This window comes from Sulfitobacter noctilucicola (assembly GCF_000622385.1).
Classification (GTDB): Bacteria; Pseudomonadota; Alphaproteobacteria; order Rhodobacterales; family Rhodobacteraceae; genus Sulfitobacter; species Sulfitobacter noctilucicola.
The window spans coordinates 1,911,277-1,932,860 of sequence record NZ_JASD01000008.1; the positions used below are offsets into that span (position 1 = coordinate 1,911,277).

General features: G+C 58.6%; 22 protein-coding genes. 15 read left to right on the plus strand and 7 right to left on the minus strand.

The genetic code is table 11. The features are described from left to right. Window positions 1-36: 36 nt before the first annotated feature. Entirely contained in the window at window positions 37-648 is a 612-nt protein-coding gene (locus Z946_RS0112995) for a 2-hydroxychromene-2-carboxylate isomerase (RefSeq protein WP_025056167.1), read from the minus strand. A gap of 171 nt (window positions 649-819) precedes the next feature. On the opposite strand from Z946_RS0112995, the gene Z946_RS0113000 reads away from it, so the two are divergent. The 5 genes from Z946_RS0113000 to Z946_RS0113020 all read left to right on the plus strand — a co-directional run bounded on the left by Z946_RS0113000 (window position 820) and on the right by Z946_RS0113020 (window position 5,260). Next, on the plus strand, window positions 820-1,365 hold the full coding sequence (locus Z946_RS0113000) for a sigma-70 family RNA polymerase sigma factor (RefSeq protein ID WP_025056168.1): 546 nt from the start codon (window positions 820-822) through the stop codon (window positions 1,363-1,365). Next, entirely contained in the window at window positions 1,365-2,060 is a 696-nt protein-coding gene (locus Z946_RS0113005) for an anti-sigma factor (RefSeq protein WP_025056169.1), read from the plus strand. The genes Z946_RS0113000 and Z946_RS0113005 overlap by 1 nt, the downstream gene beginning before the upstream one ends. An 82-nt stretch (window positions 2,061-2,142) precedes the next feature. Beyond that, complete coding sequence (locus Z946_RS0113010; protein ID WP_025056170.1) at window positions 2,143-3,123, plus strand: membrane dipeptidase; 981 nt, start codon at window positions 2,143-2,145, stop codon at window positions 3,121-3,123. Beyond that, the gene (locus Z946_RS0113015) at window positions 3,120-4,763 is read left to right on the plus strand and encodes a hypothetical protein (RefSeq protein WP_025056171.1); all 1,644 of its coding nucleotides are present in this window, start codon (window positions 3,120-3,122) and stop codon (window positions 4,761-4,763) included. Before Z946_RS0113010 ends, Z946_RS0113015 begins: the two co-directional genes overlap by 4 nt. Further along, window positions 4,760-5,260, plus strand: a complete 501-nt coding sequence (locus Z946_RS0113020; RefSeq protein ID WP_037969726.1) for a hypothetical protein — start codon at window positions 4,760-4,762, stop codon at window positions 5,258-5,260. The genes Z946_RS0113015 and Z946_RS0113020 overlap by 4 nt, the downstream gene beginning before the upstream one ends. Before the next feature lie 10 nt (window positions 5,261-5,270). On the opposite strand, the gene hrpB is transcribed toward Z946_RS0113020, so the two are convergent. Then, complete coding sequence (hrpB, locus tag Z946_RS0113025; protein ID WP_025056173.1) at window positions 5,271-7,685, minus strand: ATP-dependent helicase HrpB; 2,415 nt, start codon at window positions 7,683-7,685, stop codon at window positions 5,271-5,273. An 80-nt stretch (window positions 7,686-7,765) separates the two neighbouring features. On the opposite strand from hrpB, the gene meaB reads away from it, so the two are divergent. Then, on the plus strand, window positions 7,766-8,737 hold the full coding sequence (meaB, locus tag Z946_RS0113030; protein WP_025056174.1) for a methylmalonyl Co-A mutase-associated GTPase MeaB: 972 nt from the start codon (window positions 7,766-7,768) through the stop codon (window positions 8,735-8,737). 20 nt (window positions 8,738-8,757) lie between these two features. Here meaB and Z946_RS0113035 read toward each other — a convergent pair whose 3' ends face one another. The 3 genes from Z946_RS0113035 to Z946_RS21885 form a co-directional block, all read right to left on the minus strand. Next, entirely contained in the window at window positions 8,758-9,708 is a 951-nt protein-coding gene (locus tag Z946_RS0113035; protein WP_241461333.1) for a tyrosine recombinase XerC, read from the minus strand. Continuing rightward, window positions 9,705-10,412 carry a DUF484 family protein gene (locus Z946_RS0113040; protein WP_025056176.1) on the minus strand — a complete coding sequence of 236 codons (708 nt, stop codon included), beginning with the start codon at window positions 10,410-10,412 and terminating at the stop codon, window positions 9,705-9,707. The genes Z946_RS0113035 and Z946_RS0113040 overlap by 4 nt, the downstream gene beginning before the upstream one ends. Window positions 10,413-10,488: 76 nt before the next feature. Next, window positions 10,489-10,614 (minus strand): hypothetical protein, encoded by a 126-nt coding sequence (locus Z946_RS21885; protein WP_260168498.1) that lies wholly within the window; start codon window positions 10,612-10,614, stop codon window positions 10,489-10,491. 12 nt (window positions 10,615-10,626) lie between these two features. Between Z946_RS21885 and Z946_RS0113050 the strand changes: the two genes are divergently transcribed. After that, on the plus strand, window positions 10,627-11,556 hold the full coding sequence (locus Z946_RS0113050) for a nitrilase-related carbon-nitrogen hydrolase (RefSeq protein ID WP_025056177.1): 930 nt from the start codon (window positions 10,627-10,629) through the stop codon (window positions 11,554-11,556). A 3-nt stretch (window positions 11,557-11,559) separates the two neighbouring features. Here the strand turns inward: Z946_RS0113050 and fsa are convergent, their stop codons facing one another. Continuing rightward, window positions 11,560-12,213, minus strand: a complete 654-nt coding sequence (gene fsa, locus Z946_RS0113055) for a fructose-6-phosphate aldolase (protein WP_025056178.1) — start codon at window positions 12,211-12,213, stop codon at window positions 11,560-11,562. Between the two features lie 94 nt (window positions 12,214-12,307). Between fsa and Z946_RS0113060 the strand changes: the two genes are divergently transcribed. From Z946_RS0113060 to Z946_RS0113080, 5 genes are all read left to right on the plus strand, one after another. Next, window positions 12,308-14,503, plus strand: a complete 2,196-nt coding sequence (locus Z946_RS0113060; protein ID WP_025056179.1) for a primosomal protein N' — start codon at window positions 12,308-12,310, stop codon at window positions 14,501-14,503. 135 nt (window positions 14,504-14,638) lie between these two features. Further along, on the plus strand, window positions 14,639-15,871 hold the full coding sequence (locus Z946_RS0113065; RefSeq protein WP_025056180.1) for an MFS transporter: 1,233 nt from the start codon (window positions 14,639-14,641) through the stop codon (window positions 15,869-15,871). A gap of 1 nt (window position 15,872) precedes the next feature. Then, window positions 15,873-17,264 carry an MATE family efflux transporter gene (locus Z946_RS0113070; RefSeq protein WP_241461334.1) on the plus strand — a complete coding sequence of 464 codons (1,392 nt, stop codon included), beginning with the start codon at window positions 15,873-15,875 and terminating at the stop codon, window positions 17,262-17,264. Between the two features lie 25 nt (window positions 17,265-17,289). Further along, a complete protein-coding gene (locus Z946_RS0113075; protein ID WP_025056182.1) occupies window positions 17,290-18,162 on the plus strand; it encodes a 50S ribosomal protein L11 methyltransferase in 873 nt (290 codons plus the stop codon). A 158-nt stretch (window positions 18,163-18,320) separates the two neighbouring features. Continuing rightward, the gene (locus Z946_RS0113080; protein WP_206537783.1) at window positions 18,321-18,632 is read left to right on the plus strand and encodes a hypothetical protein; all 312 of its coding nucleotides are present in this window, start codon (window positions 18,321-18,323) and stop codon (window positions 18,630-18,632) included. A 153-nt stretch (window positions 18,633-18,785) separates the two neighbouring features. On the opposite strand, the gene Z946_RS0113085 is transcribed toward Z946_RS0113080, so the two are convergent. Continuing rightward, window positions 18,786-18,995, minus strand: coding sequence for a DUF1127 domain-containing protein (locus Z946_RS0113085; RefSeq protein ID WP_025056184.1), 210 nt, complete (start codon window positions 18,993-18,995; stop codon window positions 18,786-18,788). Between the two features lie 336 nt (window positions 18,996-19,331). Here Z946_RS0113085 and ruvC point away from each other — a divergent pair, with 336 nt between their 5' ends. From ruvC to ruvB, 3 genes are read left to right on the plus strand one after another with little or no spacing between them, the layout of a single operon-like run. Then, a complete protein-coding gene (gene ruvC, locus Z946_RS0113090) occupies window positions 19,332-19,835 on the plus strand; it encodes a crossover junction endodeoxyribonuclease RuvC (RefSeq protein ID WP_152540580.1) in 504 nt (167 codons plus the stop codon). Then, entirely contained in the window at window positions 19,832-20,503 is a 672-nt protein-coding gene (ruvA, locus tag Z946_RS0113095; RefSeq protein WP_025056186.1) for a Holliday junction branch migration protein RuvA, read from the plus strand. The genes ruvC and ruvA overlap by 4 nt, the downstream gene beginning before the upstream one ends. A gap of 48 nt (window positions 20,504-20,551) precedes the next feature. Beyond that, window positions 20,552-21,571, plus strand: a complete 1,020-nt coding sequence (ruvB, locus tag Z946_RS0113100) for a Holliday junction branch migration DNA helicase RuvB (RefSeq protein WP_025056187.1) — start codon at window positions 20,552-20,554, stop codon at window positions 21,569-21,571. Window positions 21,572-21,584: the final 13 nt, after the last annotated feature.

The following is a 21,584-nucleotide window of genomic DNA, read 5'->3' on the forward strand; positions in this document are numbered from 1 at the left end:
GGTCTTCTCCGTGGCACAGCGCGCAGGCGCGCTTTTTCAAGGGGCAAACGGCGTCGTCAAAGCCTGTTCAACCATGAACAGACGGTCTTGACCATAGAACATGTCACCGTCGACGAAATAGGTGGGCGAGCCAAAGACCGACCTTGCAATCGCCTCGTCGGTATTGATCTTGTGCTGCTCTTGCACGCCTTCGCTTTGTGCAGCGTCCAGAAGGGGATCGGGATCAAGAACGACCTCTTTGGCAAGGCGGCGCAGGGTCGCCACATCTGCGATATCAGCATCATCACGCCAGTGTGCCTGAAGGATCGCGCGCGACAATGCACCAGCATCCTCACCAGCCGCGATGATCGCCCCGTTTGCCAAAGCCAGCGGATTGTCATGATGCACTGGCCGATGTCGTATCATGGGCAACCCGCGCACTTGCGCCCAGCGGGCCATCTCGCGACCAAAGAAATAGTCTATATGCGCGCGACTGCGCTTGGAAAATCCTGGTACCCCCGCTGCGGCAATGATCGGCGCGAAATCAAAGGGACGGTGGACAACGCGTGCCCCGGTTCTCACGGCGATCGCTTCGAGTTCCCAAGCGCCCAGATAAGCATAGGCCGAATGCGCGGAATAGAAGTATTCGATCTCTTTTTGTGATGCCATGTCCGCTTGTTCTCCGATGTGTCTTTCCGTTCAGTCAGGATGGGAGGAAAACAGGCTTTGCGCCGCGCGTCCATTGACTTCTGCCTCTATCGCTTCAACATGACAGTCTGTTTGCGGGAAGTGACTGTCTTGTTTCCGCATCGCCCAGTTCAGTAACGGAGCTTTTGTTGAATGTCGGACCGTGAGGAGATTGAAGAGTTGATCTCGCGCGTGGCGCAAAAGGACCGTGAGGCGTTCGAGGCGCTTTATGACCGTGTCAGTGCGAAACTCTTTGGTGTATGTTTGCGTGTCTTGACCAAACATGCGGCTGCCGAGGATGCAATGCAGGACACATTTGTCAAAGTCTGGAACAACGCTGATCGCTACCGCTCCAACGGGCTGTCACCGATGACGTGGCTGATCACAATTGCACGCAACACTGCGATTGACCGCCTGCGCGCACGTAAAAAGGGGCATCAGACCATCAACAAGCCCGGGCTTGAGCTGATCGCGCCTGAACCATCGCCCGAACAATTCGCTGTTGCAACCTCTGAGGCGGCCAAACTGAGCGATTGCCTTAACGGGCTTGAGGCTGATCGCGGTGCCGCGATCCGTGGCGCATATCTGGACGGTCTGACATATGCTGATCTGGCGAAACGCTTCGATGTCCCACTTAACACCATGCGCACGTGGCTGCGCCGTGGCCTTATCGCGCTGCGGGCGTGTATGAGCACATGATGGACGATATCCCCACTACCGATGAGCCCGGCGCAGATGATGCGATGCTGGCCGCTGAATATGCCTTGGGTCTGACGCCCGTGGCGGAGATTGATACCGTACGCGCCCGCGCACGCCACGATGCTGCATTTGCCCAACGTGTCGCTGCCTGGCAGGAACGGTTCGTGGCGATGACTGATGGCATCGATCCGGTTAAACCGCCCCGCAAGCTGCGCCGGAAGCTGCTTGCCGAGGTGTTTCCGAAGGTATCTGTGCCGGTTATGCAGCGGCTCTGGGTTTGGCAGGGAATTGCGCTGGCCGCTTTGGTTCTGGCCGCCTATCTGGCCACACCTTTGCTTCAACCTGATCCTGAAAGCGTTCCGCGCAACGTATTTGCCGCGCATATGACCGGCGAAAGCGGTGATCTGGAACTGCTTGTTGTGGTCGATACCGACGGCGACATCGCGCTGCGCCGTGTGGCGGGCGCGGTGCCGGAAGGCCGCGTGCTGGAACTTTGGGCGATCCTGCCTGATGCCGCGCCGCAATCCTTGGGCGTCTTGCCTGCCGACGCGGCGACCCGCGTCCGCTTGCCTGAAGCATTGGTGCCGTTCGTCTCTGACATCACCCTCGCTATCTCGGATGAGCCGCCGGGCGGTGCGCCAGGTGCGGCTCCAACGGGTGACATTCGTGCGGTGGGCACCATAACGGCGCTCTGAGGAGCGGCGGCCTGTCCGTTTTGCAGCCTTCTATGTCGGATTCCGTGTTGAGCCGTTATGCTGAAGTGGTCATGGTACAGGCATGAAAACGCCTCTGATCGATAACCTGCAGTACGCCAACTTCTCTCCTGCGATCTTTGAACAGATGCGGGCGGGCGGTGTCGATGCGGTGCACGTGACCATCGCCTATCACGAAACCTTTCGCGAAATGGTGCTCAACCTTGAACGCTGGAACCGCTGGTTCGAGGACCATCCCGATCTTATCTTTAAAGGAACAACTGCAGCGGATGTGAGCCTTGCGCAGAAGACGGGGCGCACTGCGATTTTCTTTGGTTTCCAGAACCCCAGCCCGATTGAGGATGATATCGGGCTTGTAGAAATTTGCCATCAGCTTGGCATCCGCTTCATGCAGTTGACCTACAACAACCAGTCACTGCTGGCGACGGGGTGTTACGAGGACGATGACACCGGCCTCACCCGTATGGGCCGCGCAGTCGTGACAGAGATGAACCGCGTTGGCATGGTGATCGACATGAGCCATTCGGGCGAGCGCTCCACCCTGGAAGCGATTGATCATTCCACACGACCCATCGCCATTACCCATGCAAACCCGCATTGGTGGCACGTGGCGCTGCGCAACAAATCCGATGCCGTTCTGAAGGCACTGTCCGGCGCGGGTGGAATGCTGGGTTTTTCGGTTTATCCGCATCATCTGGCTGGCGGATCAGACTGCACGCTCGACAGTTTTTGCGCGATGATTGCAGAGGCTGCGGCGCGGTACGGGGCAGAGCACCTGGGGATCGGAACAGATTTGTGTCAGGATCAACCCGACAGCATTGTGGAGTGGATGCGCGTAGGTCGCTGGACCAAGGGCATCGATTACGGCGAAGGGTCGGCCAGCAATGCGGGCTTCCCGCCGATGCCGTCATGGTTCAACGACAACCGCGATTTCGGGAACATCCGAACCGGTCTACTGAACGCAGGTTTGGAAATTGCGCAGGTTGATGGTATCATGGGAGGGAACTGGCACCGCTTCTATCAACAGGGTTTTGGGCCGGCATGAAGGATATCGCAACACCGCCGCAAACTGCTCTGCGCCCCGCCTCTCAGGTGATGCGTCTGGCGCGGATGGGTGCGATGTTCCCCACGCGGTTGTCCTTTCTGCGAAGTCTCCTGCGGCGTTTGGCTGAGGAAGATGTTACGGTCAGCCGCCCCGTCTGGGACATGTGCGAGGACGGCTTTGGCCACGCGGTCTATTCCCTTCGTCTGGGCGGGCATGTCTACTCGCTTGTTGTTGTGTCCACCGATTTGCCCGAAGACATGCGCACGGATCGCGTCATAGCGACGGCTTGGGACAGCGCGTATGTGCTTTATGACGGGGTGCCATCCCCGGAAGAAATCGCACGGATCATCACCTGCGCACCCAAACAGGAAGCCGCCCGCTATACCGAGCGGGATTTGGTCCTGAGCCGTGCCAATAAATCTGTGCGCCTGTTCGGCCATGTCGTGCAATCCTTACGGGAAGGTCGCCAACCCGATCCCGATATGATCCGCGATGTCGGCTACCTGATGCGTACAACTGCTGTTTACGGCAACGGAAAGTTCGGCATTGCGGACCGCGCGCTGATCGACAGTCGTCCCGGGCTAGAGGGTCCTTTTGCGGCCGAAATGCTGACGGTCTGGCTGATCCGGCACTTCACCCATGATCTCGCAGAGCATGTAGGCGGTGCGACGCTTGATCCTGCGCTCAAGCGGCATCTGGGCATAGGTAATTCCACCGGTCTTGGGATGGCACCGTTTCTGGTGAACCATCCGGTATTGCTAAACAACTGGATGCTGGCGCGGGAAACCGCACTCGCGCGTGTGCGCGCAATCGAGCGTCTGGATGATTTGCAGCAACAGCATCTGCGTCATCTTGCGCTGCGTGCCGAACAGCATTTGAACGAATGGAACGTGCCTGACCCTGTGCATCAGGCGCGGATCGATGCCTTGCGGGTTGACTGGGCGGAACTTCACCCAATGTTTGATTTCTCCGTCAGACAACCGCTTGACCTCGTGATGGAGCAGGTGGCAGGTGCCAGCCCTGACATTCAGGAACTCACCGCCGCGCTGATGATCGAGCCGTTTGGCGATCTTGTTGACGGCCTGACGGAGTGCATGTCTGATCCTTACGGTGCTTTCGCGCCGCCATTGGCTGGCACTCAGAAGATCAAGGAGATGATTGAGGGCCACTTTGATTGGGCGCTGACACCTGACTATGCTGCCGCAGATCACTGCGGGCAGTTCTGGTATGTCTCAGAAGCCAAATCGGAACCAAGGCTTGGTTTGCGATTCGAAGAAGAGGGTGCGGCGCTGGAAACGCCGCTCGACATAGGCCGCAGGATCAAGGCGCTGTACCATGACCTCACCGAAAACGAGATGAGGCTGTCGGACTTTCTGGATGCCTATCCCCATCATGCTCTCGCTGTCACCCGCGTACAGATGGCCGCGCATCATCCCTATGCTGAAATACGCGATAACCTGATTGCGACGTCGTGTCTGCCGATCGACATGCTCCGATGCAAATTGTCGTTTTTCGGGGCCTCGAAATTCGATCCCAAGTCGGACCGCTGGACGCGCATTACCCTGTGCCAAGGGGCACCATTGGCCGATGATCTAAACCAGAATGCGGATGATTGGTGGCTGCCGGTGTTCGCGCCATGATGTGCTCTGCAAACGAGGTAATGACGCTGGCGGACAAAGCTGCACGCGGGGCAGGGGCACCGCCTGCACAAGCGACCGCATTCGGCAATGCTGCATTGAGCCACATCAGCGCGGGCTGTGACCAAAGCGAGCTTTCTGCCGCGCTGCGCGCATTGCCCTCCGGTCCGGTCATGGCATTGCCCATCAAAATCATGCGCCTGTTGGAAGGTGCAGATCAGGCCCCGTTGACTGCGGTGATAGAACCCGGTGCCTTTGCTGCTCTGGAACTCAGCTATTTTTACGCGCAGCCTTACGCCGTGCGTGGAAAGACCGTTGAAGGGTGCGTTCACGTCAGCGTTGATCTAAAGCATCCCAAGGGACCGCCTGTGCTGCCACGGGTGGAAATAGGGCAGTCGCTGTATGATGAGATGCAAAGGTACGCCGCGCGGATACTGGTTCCCGAAACAGCAGCTTCACGGCTGTCAGGCGCTGGGGCAGGGCTGACCGACAACGATTAGTCGTCAATTCTCAGGTGCCGCGTCGCTTGGCGCGCAGGGTCGGGTCGGCCTGTGTCGGGTCTTCCGGCCAAGGATGGCGGGGATAGCGTCCGCGCATATCCTTGCGCACATCGGCATAAGAACTGCGCCAGAAACCGGGCAGGTCCATGGTTACCTGAACGGGGCGCTGGGCGGGTGACAGCAAGGTGATCTGCAGCGGTTTGCCTGCCACTGTCGGATGCGTAGTCACACCAAACAGCTCTTGCAGGCGGAGGGCGATCTGCGGCACCTCCGCATCATAATCTATTGCGATTTTGCGCCCCAATGGTGTCTCGAAATGGGGGGGGACGCGTTGGTCCATGACTTGTTGCTGCTCCCACGTCAGTCGCGCCTTGAGCGCCGGCAACAAATCGAACGCTTTCCAGTCGGCTGTTGTCCGAACACCGTTAAGATGTGGCAACAGCCAATCGTCCAACGTCTCCGTCAAGTGGTCTTCGGAAAAATCGGGAAAGTCATCGCCCATCAGGCGGGCACGCGCCAGAAATAATGTGGCCGCTTTGCCCGCTTTCAGGCCTAGCAGGCGGACCCCGTCCATCATCGCGCGGGCCACGTCCTCATCAGGAGCATCCGTCCAGTTGCGGTCGTCGAGCACGAGTGCGCCGAAACACTCCTGCTGACGGCTCAACACCCGACCTTCACGGCGTGACCACTCACACAGGTTGCGCCAGATAATCTGATCTTCAAAAAGTTCCCGCAACTCACCTTCGGAGATGGGTACGGCTTGCCGCACACGCGCTTCGCGCGGGTCGCCATCGAGATCGGTCGCTACGATCAGCCGTGTCTGCGCAAGCGCATCACCATCAGGCATGACCGCGCCTTTGCCACCGGACAGCACATAGCGGGGCGCGTCGCCTTTGCGGCGCAGGCCGACACGGTCAGGATAGGCGAGTGCGGCGAGCGGGCTGACGTCATCAGGGCCGTTGTTGCTTTGACCTCGGCTCAGTCTTTTTGCTTCTTGCCTGATCCGCGCAATTGTTGGTGCGTGCGGCTGTGCCGTGGTTCGCTTGCCTTCTACAGCATCCATGCGCATGCGCAGGTCTGTGCCTGCCCCGCGCATCGGATCACGTTCAGCCATCAGTGCGGCCAGAAGCGGCGCACGCGACCCGCCACGATCCACCATATGCGCCAGCCGTGGATGAAGCGGCAGACGGGCAAGGGCACGACCGTGATTTGTGATGCGACCTTGGTCGTCTAACGCATCAAGCATATGCAGCACGGCCCGCGCCTCGGCCAGGCGGCCTTCGTGGGGCGGCGTGACAAAAGAAAGATCGGCGGCCTCCGCCCCCCAAACCGCAAGTTCCAGTGCAAAACCGCTCAAATCACCCACTTCGATCTCGGCTGGCGGGTAGGCGGCGAGCGCACCTTCTTCGCCGCGCGTCCATAGCTTGTAAGCTGTGCCGCTACTCATGCGTCCGGCGCGGCCTGCCCGCTGGGTGGCTTCGGCACGGGTGACCTTCTCGGTCACGAGCCGCGACATACCGGAGGCCGGATCAAACTTCGCCCGACGCGCACGGCCTGCATCGACCACAATTCGGATCCCTTCGATGGTCAGCGATGTCTCGGCAATCGAAGTGGCCAGCACAATCTTGCGGCCATGCGGGGATGGATCAATAGCGCGGCGCTGCGCGGTAAAATCCATCGCGCCAAAGAGCGGGGCAATGGTGCAATCATCCGGCACCTGATTGCGTAGCAAAGCTTCTACCCGTCGGATTTCGCCTTCGCCCGGAAGAAAGACCAGCGCGGACCCTTCAGCTTCGCTCAGCGCTTTCAGAACCAGATCGGAGACACTTTCTTCCAGCCGCTGTTTACCGATTGGCCGGTCCAGCCAAATAGCTTCAACTGGAAAGCTGCGACCTTCTGATGTGACAACAGGGGCATCCATAAGGGCCGCAACCGGTGCCGCATCAAGGGTTGCGGACATCACGACGAGTTGCAGGTCATCGCGCAATGCACCTGCGACCTCAAGACAAAGCGCTAGACCAAGATCAGCGTTCAGGGACCGTTCGTGAAATTCGTCAAAGATCACCGCGCCCACACCCGGCAAATCAGGCGCATCTTGTAGCATGCGTGTCAGAATGCCCTCTGTGACCACCTCGATGCGGGTACTTTTGCCGATCGCGGAAGCCCCGCGCACGCGGTAGCCGACCGTATCACCGGCCTTTTCTCTCAAAGTCTGCGCCATGCGTTCGGCGGCGGCCCGCGCGGCAAGGCGGCGCGGCTCAAGCATGAGGATGCGACCTTGCGTGACACCTGCTTCGAGCATTGCAAGCGGTACACGCGTTGTCTTGCCCGCACCTGGTGGTGCTTGCAGCACGACGCGTCCCCGCGTCTGCAAGGCTGCGATCACCTGCGGCAGTACCGCATCAATTGGCAAGGCGTCTGTCATACCTGCGCTTATCTGCGAAACCACGGCTAACGCCAAGGGTGGGGATGGACAATCGCGGACAGGACCGCAAAAGATGCGCCATGGATATGACGGATTTGGCACAGCGCGTAAGCGCAGGGGAGAGGCGGGCGCTCGCAAGGGCGATTACACTGGTCGAGTCGGGCCGCGAGGATCACCGTGCACAGGCGGCAGAACTTTTGGCCGCGTTGCCACAGGACAGGCAAGCGGTACGCATTGGCCTGTCGGGGACACCGGGCGTCGGTAAATCAACATTCATCGAGAGCTTTGGCATGATGCTGATCGCGCGTGGTTTGCGGGTGGCGGTGTTGGCGGTTGATCCGTCTTCCTCGCGCTCCGGTGGGTCGATACTGGGCGACAAGACGCGCATGGATTTGCTGAGCCGCGAGACAAATGCCTTTATCCGGCCATCCCCTAGTCAGACCCATCTGGGTGGCGTGGCGCGGCGCACCCGCGAGGCTGTGCGTCTGTGCGAAGCGGCGGGTTTCGACGTGGTGCTGATTGAGACCGTTGGTGTGGGGCAGTCAGAAACAGTGGTGGCAGAGATGGCTGATCTCTTTCTGCTGCTCTTGGCTCCTGCGGGCGGCGACGAGTTGCAAGGCGTCAAGCGCGGTATCATGGAGATGGCCGATATTATTCTCGTGAACAAGGCGGATGGCGATCTCAAACCGGTGGCTGTGCGTACCTGCGCTGATTATTCGGGTGCGCTGCGCTTGCTACGCAAAAGGGCACAAGACCCAGAAGGATATCCCTGCGCGATGACAGTCTCTGCTTTGGAAGAAGACGGTCTGGCAGAGGCTTGGGAGAGAATGGAAGCCCTGATCGGCTGGCGTCGCGAACAGGGGTTCTGGGAAAAGACCCGCGAAGCACAGGCGCGGTACTGGTTCAACGAGGACGTCAAGCAGCGGCTACTGGCGCAACTGTATCATCCCGAGGCGCGCGTTGCCCTTGCCGCATTGAGCGATCAGGTCGCAGCGGGGGAGGCTGACCCGTCTTCAGCTGCGCAGCATTTTGTGGATGGCCTGAAGGGCTAGCAGGATTGATAGAGTGATCGTTAGCCGGCTTTCGGATGGGAGCGGTTGTAAACTTCCATCAGTCTGGCCGTGTCCACAGCCGTATAGGCCTGTGTGGTGGAAAGCGACGCGTGGCCCAGCAACTCCTGAATGGCACGTAAATCGCCACCGGCATCCAGAAGATGCGTTGCAAAGCTGTGGCGCATGGCATGTGGCGTGGCGGTCGCGGGCAGGCCCAGTTGCATGCGGGCATCTGCCATTACTTTGGAAATTGCGCGCGGGCTGAGCGGGCCGCCCCGAATAGCACGGAACAGGGGAGCATCGGTCATTTGGGGATGCGGGCAAAGTTCAAGGTAGTGCGCAACAGCGTCGCGGGCAGCAGGCAACACGGGCACAACCCGCTCTTTCCCGCCTTTGCCGAGGATACGCAGTGTTGCGGGCAACGGGGCATCTCGGCCCAGCAGGCCCAAAGCTTCGGAGATACGCAAACCGCAGCCCCAAAGAAGGGTCAGAACCGCGACGTCACGTGCAGATACCCAAGGGCGCTCTGACTGGATTTCGACACAGTCGATCAATGCCTTGGCGGCATCGACGGCCAGCGGACGGGGCAGTTTCTTCTGGAACTTGGGCGATCTGGTCGATAGCACTGCTGTAGGCTCGAACCCTTCACGCTCGGCCAGCCAGCGATAGAACGCTTTGACCGCCGACAATTTGCGCGCCATGGAACGCGGCCCTACATCAGGGCCGCGCGTGCGTGCCATCCACGAACGCATATCGGTTATGGTGATCGACGCAAGCGCGCCAAGCCCTTGGGATTGCGCCTTATGCACAGTCATAAACGCCAGAAAGTCCGCGACATCGCCCTGATAGGCCGTCAACGTGTTTTCCGCGGCACCCTTCAGACTGCGCTGATGGTCGAGCCATGTCTGTAACGCATCCCGTGCGGCGGGGCTGATCAACCCGGTCTCGGCAGCTTTTTGCGCCCGGCTCAAGACAGCCAGCGGCGCATCGCGCGCTCGAACACACCGGTGAAGAAGGTAAGCAGATCGGTACCCTGCTGGGGCCCGAACATATGCGGATCTTCAGCGCCCAGAACCAGCAGTCCGGGCAGACGGCCTTCGCCGAAGTCCAGCTTTAGACAAGCCTCGGACCGTATCCAGTCAGCCTTGTCCGCGTAAATCTGCTCTGAGCCGTCCTGAACACCGCGCAGCGTAACCTGACGCGGTGTGCTGTTGCGGCCTTGGGTCAGATAGTCGTCGATAAATCCGGGCTCGGCCACGCTCAGGACATCGCCCAAACGCTGCACGGCGGGATCATTGTCGTTCTGGACCGATTCCAACACCAGTTTGACCGCATCCACGCGTAGAATATCAGCAACATCGCCACCCAGATCGCGCAGGAAGGGTTCAAACTCCACGGGATCAAGCATTCGCAGGATCGCGCGGTGGATTTGGTTCGTACCGGCAAGGTTTTCATAGGCCGCTGCAATCACTGAACGGTGGGTATCTTCCAACCTGTCAAGACGCGATTCCAACCGTTCCATGGCGATGCCGCGCAGATCGACGATATTGCCACCCATCGCTTTTTCATTCGCCGCGATAAGCGCCTGCATGACGTCGGAATCGTCAAGAATAACATCTGGTTGGGAAATGATCGCCTCTCTCAAGGCGTCATCGATCTTTGGGTTGCTGCTCATATCAGTCTCGCGCTGTTTGGAGGGCTCAATAACACGCGATTGCGCATCGGTCTGCCCCCGATTGCAGAAAATTCGCCTAGCGTTGCTGATTTGTGGTGGAGGCCGGAACAAAAGAGCGCAAGGCGCGTTTGCTGTCGAACGCCAGTGCGGCGTGTCCCGTAAGCAGGGCGAGCCTTCCCTGCGCTACATGCATTTTGGGCATGGAATTACTCCATTGGATACAATTTCTATCGATCTCTGGGCGGCGAACCTGCAAAATGACATCGCATCCCTCGACAGCTGGATAGACAGCGTGGCCAAGCGCACGGCATCCGCCGCAGAGCGTGGTGCGCGCATTTTGGTGCTGCCTGAATTTGCCTGTGCGCAATGGCTCAGCTTTGCACCAGCGGACTTGCCTGCGTCGCTTCATCTGGAATGGCTGGCGGGCCTGACCCCGACAGCAATCACCGCGCTTAAGGGCATTTCCGCCACCTACGGCGTAGCGATATTGCCCGGTACGTTTCCGGTCGCCGGCCAAAGCACGACCGGTTCAAACGGATTTTTCAACCGTGCATTTTTCTTAACGCCCGAGGGGGAAGAGCACGTACAGGATAAGATGTCCCTGACACCTCTCGAAGAGCAGGGCGAGGGAGGTAGTACCCTTCACGGTACCCAGATAAATGTCATTTCATGGCAGGGGCTGCGCATAGCGATGCCGATCTGCCTTGATACGGAATACACGGCACTATGGAGCAGGCTGGGCAAGCTTGATCTTGATCTGGTGCTGATCGCAGCGAAAACGGATATGATTACTGGGTATTCCCGTGTGTTTGGTTGTGCTCATGCGCGCGCGATTGAACTTCAAACTGTGGTTTGTGTGGTCGGTGCCGTTGGTGCGCCACTCACCCCATGGGAAACAGATACCGGTGTCGGTGGTGCCGCAGTGTTCCTGCCTTGCGACATTACGGTCAGTGAAGGTGGTGTTTGGCAGACCTTGCCACCACAATCCGCACAGGACGGTTTGGATATTGCGTTACATGCAGCTTCCATTCCGGTGGGCGCGGTCCGTGCCATCCGCAGGGGCGGCGCAGAAGCGGAATTGCGGCCCGCCTCCTGGACGGCGGACCACCTTTTGGTGAGCGATCAGGCAGCGATAGCCGCGTGATGCTTAAAGGATGTTCTGACCGGTCTTTGCCCAGTCTTTCATAAACTGGTCTAGGCCCGCATTTGTCAGCGGGTGTGTGGCTAGTTTCTTGATCACTTCCGGCGGTGCCGTCATGACGTCGGCACCGATCAGCGCACAGTCCTGAACATGCGCAACCGAACGGATGGATGCCGCAAGAATGTTGGTCTCAAACCCGTAGTTGTCATAAATCGTGCGGATGTCCTGAATGAGGTCCATGCCGTCGATGTTGATGTCATCCAGACGTCCGATGAAGGGCGAGATAAAAGTCGCACCTGCTTTAGCCGCGAGCAGCGCCTGATTTGCAGAGAAACAAAGCGTGACGTTGACCATCTTGCCTTCGCCGGACAGAACCTTACAGGCCTTGAGGCCGTCCCACGTCAGCGGCAGCTTGACGGTGATGTTTTCGGCGATCTCGGCCAGTTTGCGGCCTTCGGCGATCATGGCGTCAGCTTCCATCGCGACGACTTCGGCGCTAACCGGGCCTTCGACGAGGTCACAGATTTCTTTGGTGACTTCCATGATGTCACGGCCGGATTTCAGAATCAGCGAGGGGTTGGTTGTTACACCGTCCACCATGCCCAGATCATTAAGTTCGGCGATGGCGTCGATTTCAGCGGTATCTACGAAGAATTTCATGTGCGGTCCTTGCAGTTGAGGAAGGGAGCGTTGATCTTGGGTCTAGCCTATGATCTTGCGGCCTGAAACCCTCTTTTATGATTGCGGAGTACGCGTGAGCGCCCCTGAATTCTTTGACCATGGTGATCTTGTCGCGGTGCTAAGCACACAGCCTCTGGGTCGCGCGCTGGATTACAAAGCGCCGGAGGGCGGTTGTCATCTGGGTGCCTTTGTCGAGGTGCCCTTGGGGCCGCGCAAGGTTTTGGGTGTGGTCTGGGGGCCAGGCGCAGGTGATTACGACTATGCCAAGGTGCGCCACGTGATCCGCGTGCTTGATGCCGCCCCGATGCGCAGCGAAATGCGCAGCTTTCTAGAGCGCGCGGCCGCTTACACGCTGACGCCTTTGCCCGCGATGCTGCGGCTTGCCACCCGTGCGCCGGGGCTGGGTGACCCGCCGTCCATGCGGAAAATCTATCGCCGCGGCACGGCGGAGCCTAACAAAATGACGGACGCGCGGCGGCGGGTGTTTGAGACGCTGGCCGAATACGGTGATCTGTCGTTCACTCTCAAAGAACTGGCAGATATGGCCGGTGTCACGGCATCCGTCATCAAGGGGTTGGTGGCGCAGGAGGCCGTGCGCGAAGAGGACAGCCCACGGGATGTGCCGTTTCTGCGCATGGACGCTGACCGTCCCGGCAAAACGTTGACCGACGATCAGGCAAAAGCTTCCGCCGTTCTGGCCAAAGGCGTGACGGCGGGCACGTATGGTACGACGCTGCTGCGCGGTGTCACAGGCTCGGGCAAGACCGAAGTCTATCTGGAAGCCGTGGCGGCAGCCCTGAAAGCAGGGCGACAGGCGCTCGTGCTCTTGCCAGAGATCGCCCTGACCGAGCAGTTTCTGGAGCGCGTTGAGGAACGGTTCGGAGCCAAGCCCGCCGAATGGCATTCCGGTGCCACCATGACAGAGCGCCGCCGCATCTGGCGGATGGTCGGGCAGGGGCAATGCCAACTGGTGATCGGCGCACGTTCAGCGCTGTTTCTACCCTACCAGAACCTCGGCCTGATCGTGGTCGATGAGGAACATGACACTTCTTACAAGCAGGAAGAGGGGGTTCTTTATAATGCGCGGGATATGGCGGTGTTGCGCGCGGCGATTTGCGGGGCGCAGGTGGTGTTGGCTTCTGCAACGCCATCGCTGGAAACATGGGCAAACGTCGAGGCGGGAAAGTACCAGCGCCTTGATCTGACATCGCGATTTGGTCCTGCGGTTATGCCACAAATGGGTGCGATCGACATGCGGGAAGAAGGATTGCCGAGCGACCGGTGGGTGTCACCCACCTTGCAAAGCGAAGTGAACAAGCGGTTGGAGAAGGGCGAGCAAGCTATGCTGTTCATCAACCGCCGCGGTTATGCGCCAATCACGCTGTGTCGGGCATGCGGGCATCAGATCGGTTGTGATGATTGCGATGCGCGGATGGTGGAACACCGTTTCCTGAAACGTCTGATCTGTCACCAATGCGGTGAAAGCAAACCCATGCCAGAGGCCTGCCCGAGTTGCGACGCTGTGGGTAAGCTGGCACCGGTCGGTCCGGGGGTCGAGCGGTTGGGGGAAGAGGCGGCAGCGATCTGGCCTGATGCGCGGATCGCAACGCTTTCATCTGATATGTACGGGTCAGCGCGGGCGCTGAAGGCCGAGATTGCAGGAATTGCAGCAGGTGCCGCCGACATCGTGATCGGGACGCAGCTTGTGGCCAAGGGGCATAACTTCCCGAACCTGACCCTTGTAGGTGTAATCGACGCAGACCTTGGCTTGCAGGGGTCCGATTTGCGTGCGGCGGAAAGGACGTTTCAACTGATGCGGCAGGTTGCGGGGCGTGCGGGACGCGCCGAAGCGCCCGGGGCTGCCCTTTTGCAAACATACCAGCCTGAGCATCCCGTTATCCGCGCGATCCTTGCAGGGGATGAGGAAAAGTTCTGGGCTGCCGAAGCCGCCGAACGCAAGCAGGCGGGCGTGCCGCCTTACGGGCGCATGGCGGGGATCATTCTGAGCGGGCCGGATGTGGCTGCCGTGTTTGACGCAGGCAATCTGCTGGCACGCCAGGATGGTGCGCTGCGCCGCATCGGGGCGCAGGTCTTCGGACCGGCCCCCGCGCCCATCGCGCGTGTACGCGGGCGTCACCGTGTCCGGTTGCTGGTCAAAGCCGAAAAGTCGGCCCCTCTGCAAGATGCGCTTGCTGAATGGGTCGCGCAGGTGCGGTTGAAGGGCGATTTGCGCTTGGCTGTCGATATCGATCCGCAAAGCTTTTACTAAAGGATATCGCCGGGCTGATTGTTAAACCGTATCAGGCGCTCAGTTACGTCGTGGAAAAACAGAGCGTAACTAGGCATCCCTCGATGCATGATTTTGCATATAGTCAATTCGCTAGAAGCGGCGTAAGGGTGAAGGATGGCACAATACATTACCCTTGAACAAGCCAAGGACTTGCCGTTCTGGCGCAGGCCTGTGGCGTTGCTGTTTCTCATGGCGCTCGCGATGCCCATCGCGTTCAACACATGGTCAGCTCTGCTGAATAACTTCGTGATCGAAGTCGCGGATTTCGACGGGGCCGACATTGGCCTTCTGCATACAGTACGTGAAATTCCGGGCTTTCTGGCCGTTGGCGTGATCGCCATCATCATTTTTGTCCGTGAACAGGTGCTGGGGCTGGTGTCATTGGTCCTGCTTGGTGTGGCGACCGCCGTCACTGCGTGGTTCCCTTCTATGGGCGGTATCCTGACAATCACGATGCTGAGCTCTATCGGGTTTCACTATTACGAGACGGTAAACCAATCTCTGCAACTACAATGGCTCAAGATCGAGGACGCGCCGCGTATGCTGGGCTGGTTGCTGGCGGCGGGGTCTTTTGCCACGCTGATCGCCTATCTGGCCATTATGGCGCTGTGGGAAACGCTGAGCCTGTCTTATAATGTGGTCTATCTGGCGGGCGGTGGCGTAACGGTGGTAATCGCCCTCTTTGCCATGCTGGCTTATCCGCAATTCGAAGCGCCCACGCCCCAGAATAAAACGATGGTCCTGCGGCGGCGGTACTGGCTTTATTATGCGCTGCAATTCATGGGAGGTGCGCGGCGACAGATTTTTGTGGTCTTCGCAGGCTTCATGATGGTCGAGCGGTTTGGCTATGAAGTGCACGAGATCACTACGCTCTATCTGATCAATCTTGTTGCCAATATCATCTTTGCCCCCCTGATGGGCCGCGCCGTCGGCTACTTCGGAGAGCGCCGCACGCTGGGCTTTGAATACATAGGTCTGGTGCTGGTCTTTTTGAGCTATGGTGGTGTCTATTATTTGGGATGGGGTGTTGTCGTAGCGGCAATTCTCTATGTCCTTGACCACATGTTCTTTGGTCTCGCGCTGGCGATGAAGACCTACTTCCAGAAAATCGCGGATCCCGCCGACATCGCCCCCACGGCAGCTGTGGCCTTTACCATCAACCACATCGCAGCGGTTTTCCTACCTGTGGGGCTCGGGCTTTTGTGGCTAGTCTCACCTGCGGCAGTGTTCTTCCTTGCGGCGGGAATGGCGGGGATTTCGTTTTGCCTTGCTATGCTGATCCCACGCCACCCTGCACCGGGAAACGAGACGATCTTTAGCGCGGGTTACCCTCAGGCAGCGCAGTAATATGGAGCAGGGTCGCTTCCTGACCGGCGGGACCATGGGGCATGTTGTCCGCATGACCGCCACAGGGGCGATGGGGATCACGTTTGTTTTTCTGGTTGATGCTGCGAACCTGTTCTGGGTTAGCCAGCTGGGCCAGCCTCAACTCGTCGCGGCCATCGGCTTTGCTTATGCGGTTCAGTTTTTCTCGGTCTCGATTGCTGTCGGGCTGATGATCGGGGCAACTGCCGTGATCTCTCGCAGTATTGGTATGGGCAGCCGCGATCAGGCGCGCAGACAGGCAGGGGCAGCTGCGGTGATCGCGGCGTCTATCCTTGCCTGTGTTTCGACGCTGATCGTCGGATTTCGCCATCAACTGATCGGGTTCACAGGGGCCGAAGGAGAAACCGCGCGCCTTGCGGCCCGTTATCTTGCCATCACGATACCATCACTTATTCCGATGTCGGCGGCATTGGTCCTTTCCGGCACACTGCGCGCGGATGGCTACGGGGCCAAGGCCATGTATATTACGCTCACGGGTGGCATGCTGTTGATGCTGATCGATCCTGTTCTGATTTTCTGGATGGGATGGGGACTTGATGGTGCAGCCATCGGTCTGGTGCTTTTCCGGTTCACGCTGTTGGTTGCGGCGATCTATTTCGCAATCATCCAGATGAAACTGGTGGACCGTCCCACCTTGCGCACACTGCGTAATATCGCCGGACCATTCATGGCTGTTGCCGGTCCTGCGATTGCAACGCAGATGTCGACACCGGCGGGTAATTATTTGCTGACCATAGTCATGGCACGCTACGGGGACGAAGCAATGGCAGCCTGGGCGGTCGTCGGGCGGTTGACCGTCGTTGTCTTTGGCGGGGTCTTTGCGCTGTCCGGTGCGATTGGTGGCATATTCGGTCAGAACTTCGGTGCGGGACAGATGGATAGGGTTCGCAGTACTTACCGCGACGCGCTGATGTTCTGTTTCGCCTATACGGTCGTGGCGTGGGTTCTGATGTTGATTGCCACGCCCTATGTCATCAAAGCCTTCGCGCTGACAGGTGTGGGACAGGATGTGTTGCGGTCATTCACGCTTGTCGGCGTAGGTGGTTTTATCTTTATCGGAGCACTTTTTGTCTCGAACGCTGCGTTCAATAATCTGGGCAAGCCCGGGCGCTCGACACTCGTGAACTGGTCCAAGGACGGCATTCTCAGCTTTCCTGCAGCGGCTGCATTCGCGGGTCTGTTCGGGGCCAGCGGTGTGATTTACGGGCAAGCCGCAGCAGGCGCATTGATGGGGATCATCGCCGCGACATGGGGCTGGTTCTACGTCAACGGCTTGCGCGGGCCGGATGCGGCGGGCCTTGACCCTGCGCCGCCACGCGCCTACCCGAACCCCGACAGGCACCGCCGCCGCTGAAAAAGATGATTACCGGAGAAAGCCCATGACGACCTTCACTGCTTTGACGACACTTCAGGGGCGCGATGCCGCTTATGCTTTGGGCGAGGCAATGGAACGGCTTGAGCCGGAACCCACAGGCGTTGGTGTTTTCGAAATGGAAGACGGATCGGGCCTTTGGGAGGTCGGCGCATATTTCGAAGCGGAGCCTGATGATACGTCGCTGGCGGTTCTCGCCGCAGCCATGGGGGCGAAACCTTTTGTGGTGTCCGAGCTTCCCGAGACAGATTGGGTAGCCCATGTTCGGCGTGAACTTGCACCTGTCGAGGCGGGGCGCTTTTTCGTCTACGGATCGCATGATGCAGACAAGGTTCCGGCCGATTGCGAACCTTTGCTGATCGAGGCGGCGATGGCCTTTGGGACCGGACATCACGGCACCACGTTAGGCTGTTTGCGTGCGCTTGACCGTTTGGCAAACAATGGCTTTGTCGGCGAGCACGTGGCCGACATCGGTTGTGGGACTGCGGTGTTGGCCATGGGGGCTGCGCGCATCTGGCCACAGACGGTGATCGCAAGTGATATTGACGAGGTAGCGGTTGATGTAGCCCGCGCGAATGTCGCCGCGAACGGACTAGAAGGGCGCGTCGACTGTGTGGAGGCAGCAGGCTTTGATCATCCAACCCTCGCTGCGGCTGCACCGTTTGATCTGGTCTTTGCCAACATCTTGAAAGGGCCGCTTGTGTCGTTGGCACCCGACATGGCGAAGGCATTGCAAGAGGATGGATATGCGATTCTGTCGGGAATCCTGAACGAGCAGGCAGACGAGGTGATCGAGGTTTATGCACGATCCGGCATCAATCTGGTTCACAGGGAAAGCATTGTCGACTGGACGACACTGACCCTGCAAAAAAATACCTGAATTGAAGGTCTTTTAAGGTGAAATAGGGGCAGCTGCCCAGATTTTGCCACATTCGTTGGCTAATACTTTCTTAACAACGGTGGGGGCCGATTGTTGATGAAAGACACACCATGCCTGCAACGGTTGAAACGCACGACCATTTTGAAAAGCGCTTGAAAATGCTTGGCAAAAAGCATTCGAGCATGACACACGGCTATTCCACAAAGGTCGGCAAAGACGGTCTGATCGTAGCCAAGCCACGCAGACGCCGTGTTCGCGGTGTCAGCGCAGTGCGCTTGCTACTATTGGTGGCTGTTGGCTTCTTCGGCTTCAAGGCCTTCACATTGGCCGCGGTCGGTCCCATTACCTATAACGAGCGTGTGGCAAAGCTCGAAAGCGGTACGATCATCGAAAAAGTGGGGGCTAAGGCGCTCAAGATCGATCCCGTTACCGAAGCAGTAGTCGGCTCAATCTCTCCAGTCGTCCGCTAAACGGGCGCATCGCAGCCTTCCAGCTGCACCAAGAATTTCGCTTCTCCAAGGCAATGAAAAGCCGCGCTTCTGAAAATCAGAGCGCGGCCTTTTTATGTTCTACAGTTCGGTACTGAAAGGTCCGGCAAAGGTTATCCTTGCCGGATCAGTTTTTCAGCGGAAGAAAGATGTCTGTGCTACACCTTCGATGTCGCCACGGATGAGACCGATGTCTTCCAGTTCGCGGTCTGTCAAAGAAGACAGCGCCTTGCGGGTAACGCGAGCGTCGTTCCAGCTTACGACGGATGCGAACATGCGTGAGATCAGGGAGGATGCGGCTGCGGAGGAGCCGTATGCGGTGCGGGATGTGTCGAAAGCTGCCATGTGAGCCGTCCTTATGTCTAAAAAATGATGCCGATTTTCTCGGCGATGTGCTGCGCATATGGGCGGAATGAAAACGCTTTGCAACGCATCAGAATGCATGTGTGATCTGCATTTTATGCATAGGTGAATTCGTAGTTAACCCTCCGTAAAGTATGGCAAAATTGCGATGCTTGGTTTGTCGCTTTTTGCCCTTCAGAGCGCGTTTTTATGCAAGGGTTCTCAAAAGCGACATCAGTGGTGTCGCGAATAGGCGTTACCCGCAAAATGCTTGGCGGATGTTCGCGTTTCGTGCTAGTGCATCAAAAAAACAACAAATCGAGTGAAGTCAGGGATATCATGCGGGTAATCGGTATTGATCCGGGGTTGCGAAACCTTGGTTGGGGTGTGATCGACGTGGCAGGAAGCCGGATTTCGCATGTTGCGAACGGAATTTGTCACTCTCAGGGCACTGATCTGGCACAGCGTCTGCTGTCACTGCATGAGCAACTGACATTGGTTTTTCAGACTTACCGCCCGGAAACGGCAGCGGTGGAGCAGACATTTGTGAACAAAGACGGAGCAGGAACGCTGAAACTGGGACAGGCGCGCGGCATCGCGATGCTGGTGCCGGCCCAAGCTGGATTGTCCATCGGCGAATATGCCCCGAATAAGATCAAGAAAACCGTCGTTGGTGTAGGCCATGCAGATAAGGGGCAGGTGGCACACATGGTCAAAATCCAGATGCCCGGTGTGGTCCTGACGGGGCCTGATGCAGCTGATGCTCTCGCCATCGCAATCTGCCACGCGCATCACGGGGGCAACGGGGCTTTGGATGCCGCCGTGGCAAGGGCAAGCGCATGATCGGCAAAATCACAGGTCGGATCGACTATCGTGCAACGGATCACATCCTGATTGATGTCAGGGGGGTCGGGTATCTGGTCTTTTGCTCTGACCGCACCTTGGCAGCCTTGCCCGCCGTTGGCGAAGTGACCGCACTTTATACCGATCTGGTTGTGCGCGAAGACCTTTTGCAGCTGTTCGGGTTTCAGACATTGGTGGAAAAGGAATGGCACCGTTTGCTGACCTCTGTGCAGGGTGTGGGTGCCAAGGCGTCGTTGGCTATTCTGGGAACGCTGGGGCATGACGGCGTCAGCCGTGCCATTGCGTTGGGGGATTGGAATGCCGTCAAAGCTGCGAAGGGCGTAGGCCCGAAAATCGCGCAACGTGTTGTGCTCGACCTCAAGGACAAGGCACCCAGCATGATGGCGATGACCGGAACACTGGCGCAAGCCATTGGTGAAGGAGAGGCTGAAGTTATTGAAACCGTGATTGATCCGGAAGGGCAAGTGAAGGCGCAAGCCCCGCAGAATGCCTCCGCTCAGTCAGAGGCATTGTCGGCACTTGGCAATCTGGGGTATGGCCCCGGAGATGCAGCTGGAGCCGTCGCGCAGGCGGCTTCGGAAAACGAAGGGGCTGACACGCCGACGCTGATCCGTGCTGCGTTGAAACTTCTCGCTCCGAAAGAGTAGGATGCGGTCATCAAGCCTTGCGGGGCTTTCTTCGCATGAAAGACCATAGTGACAGAAATTGATCCCACCGTGCGGCCCGAAGCGATGCCAGAAGACTTCGACCGCGCTTTGCGGCCGCAACTGCTGGCGGAATTTGTGGGTCAGGCCGAAGCACGTTCAAATCTTGCCGTCTTTATCCAGTCGGCAAAGCAGCGTGGCGAAGCGATGGATCACACGTTGTTTCATGGCCCGCCCGGTTTGGGTAAAACCACACTCGCACAAATCATGGCTCGGGAGCTTGGGGTCGGCTTCAGAATGACGTCCGGGCCGGTGCTGGCCAAGGCGGGTGATCTTGCGGCGATCCTGACGAACCTTGAAGCGCGTGACGTGCTGTTCATTGACGAAATCCACCGGCTGAACCCTGCGGTCGAAGAAGTGTTGTACCCGGCGCTCGAGGACTTTGAGCTGGATTTGGTTATTGGCGAAGGTCCGGCGGCCCGCACGGTGCGCATCGAATTGCAGCCTTTCACACTTGTGGGTGCCACCACACGGATGGGCCTGCTCACCACACCGCTGCGCGACCGCTTTGGCATCCCGACAAGGTTGCAGTTCTATACCGAGGATGAATTGTTCATCATCGTAGACCGCAACGCCCGCAAACTGGGCGCGCCTGCGGATGAAGGGGGCGCGCGCGAGATCGCCAAACGCGCACGCGGTACACCTCGCATTGCGGGGCGCCTGCTGCGCCGCGTTGTCGATTTCGCCGTGGTTGAGGGGGACGGGCGTGTAACCCGGGAACTTGCTGATATGGCGCTCACGCGGCTGGGTGTGGATCATCTGGGGCTGGATGGCGCTGACCGGCGGTATCTGCGTTTGATTGCGGAGAATTATCAGGGCGGCCCTGTGGGGATCGAGACAATGTCGGCTGCGCTGTCAGAGAGCCGCGATGCACTGGAAGAAGTGATTGAACCGTTTCTCTTGCAGCAAGGGCTGATCCAGCGCACACCGCGCGGACGGATGCTGGCGCAGAAAGCATGGACGCATTTGGGGATGACACCGCCTAAGTCGCAAAGCGATTTGTTCGGGTGAACCCGCAGGATTG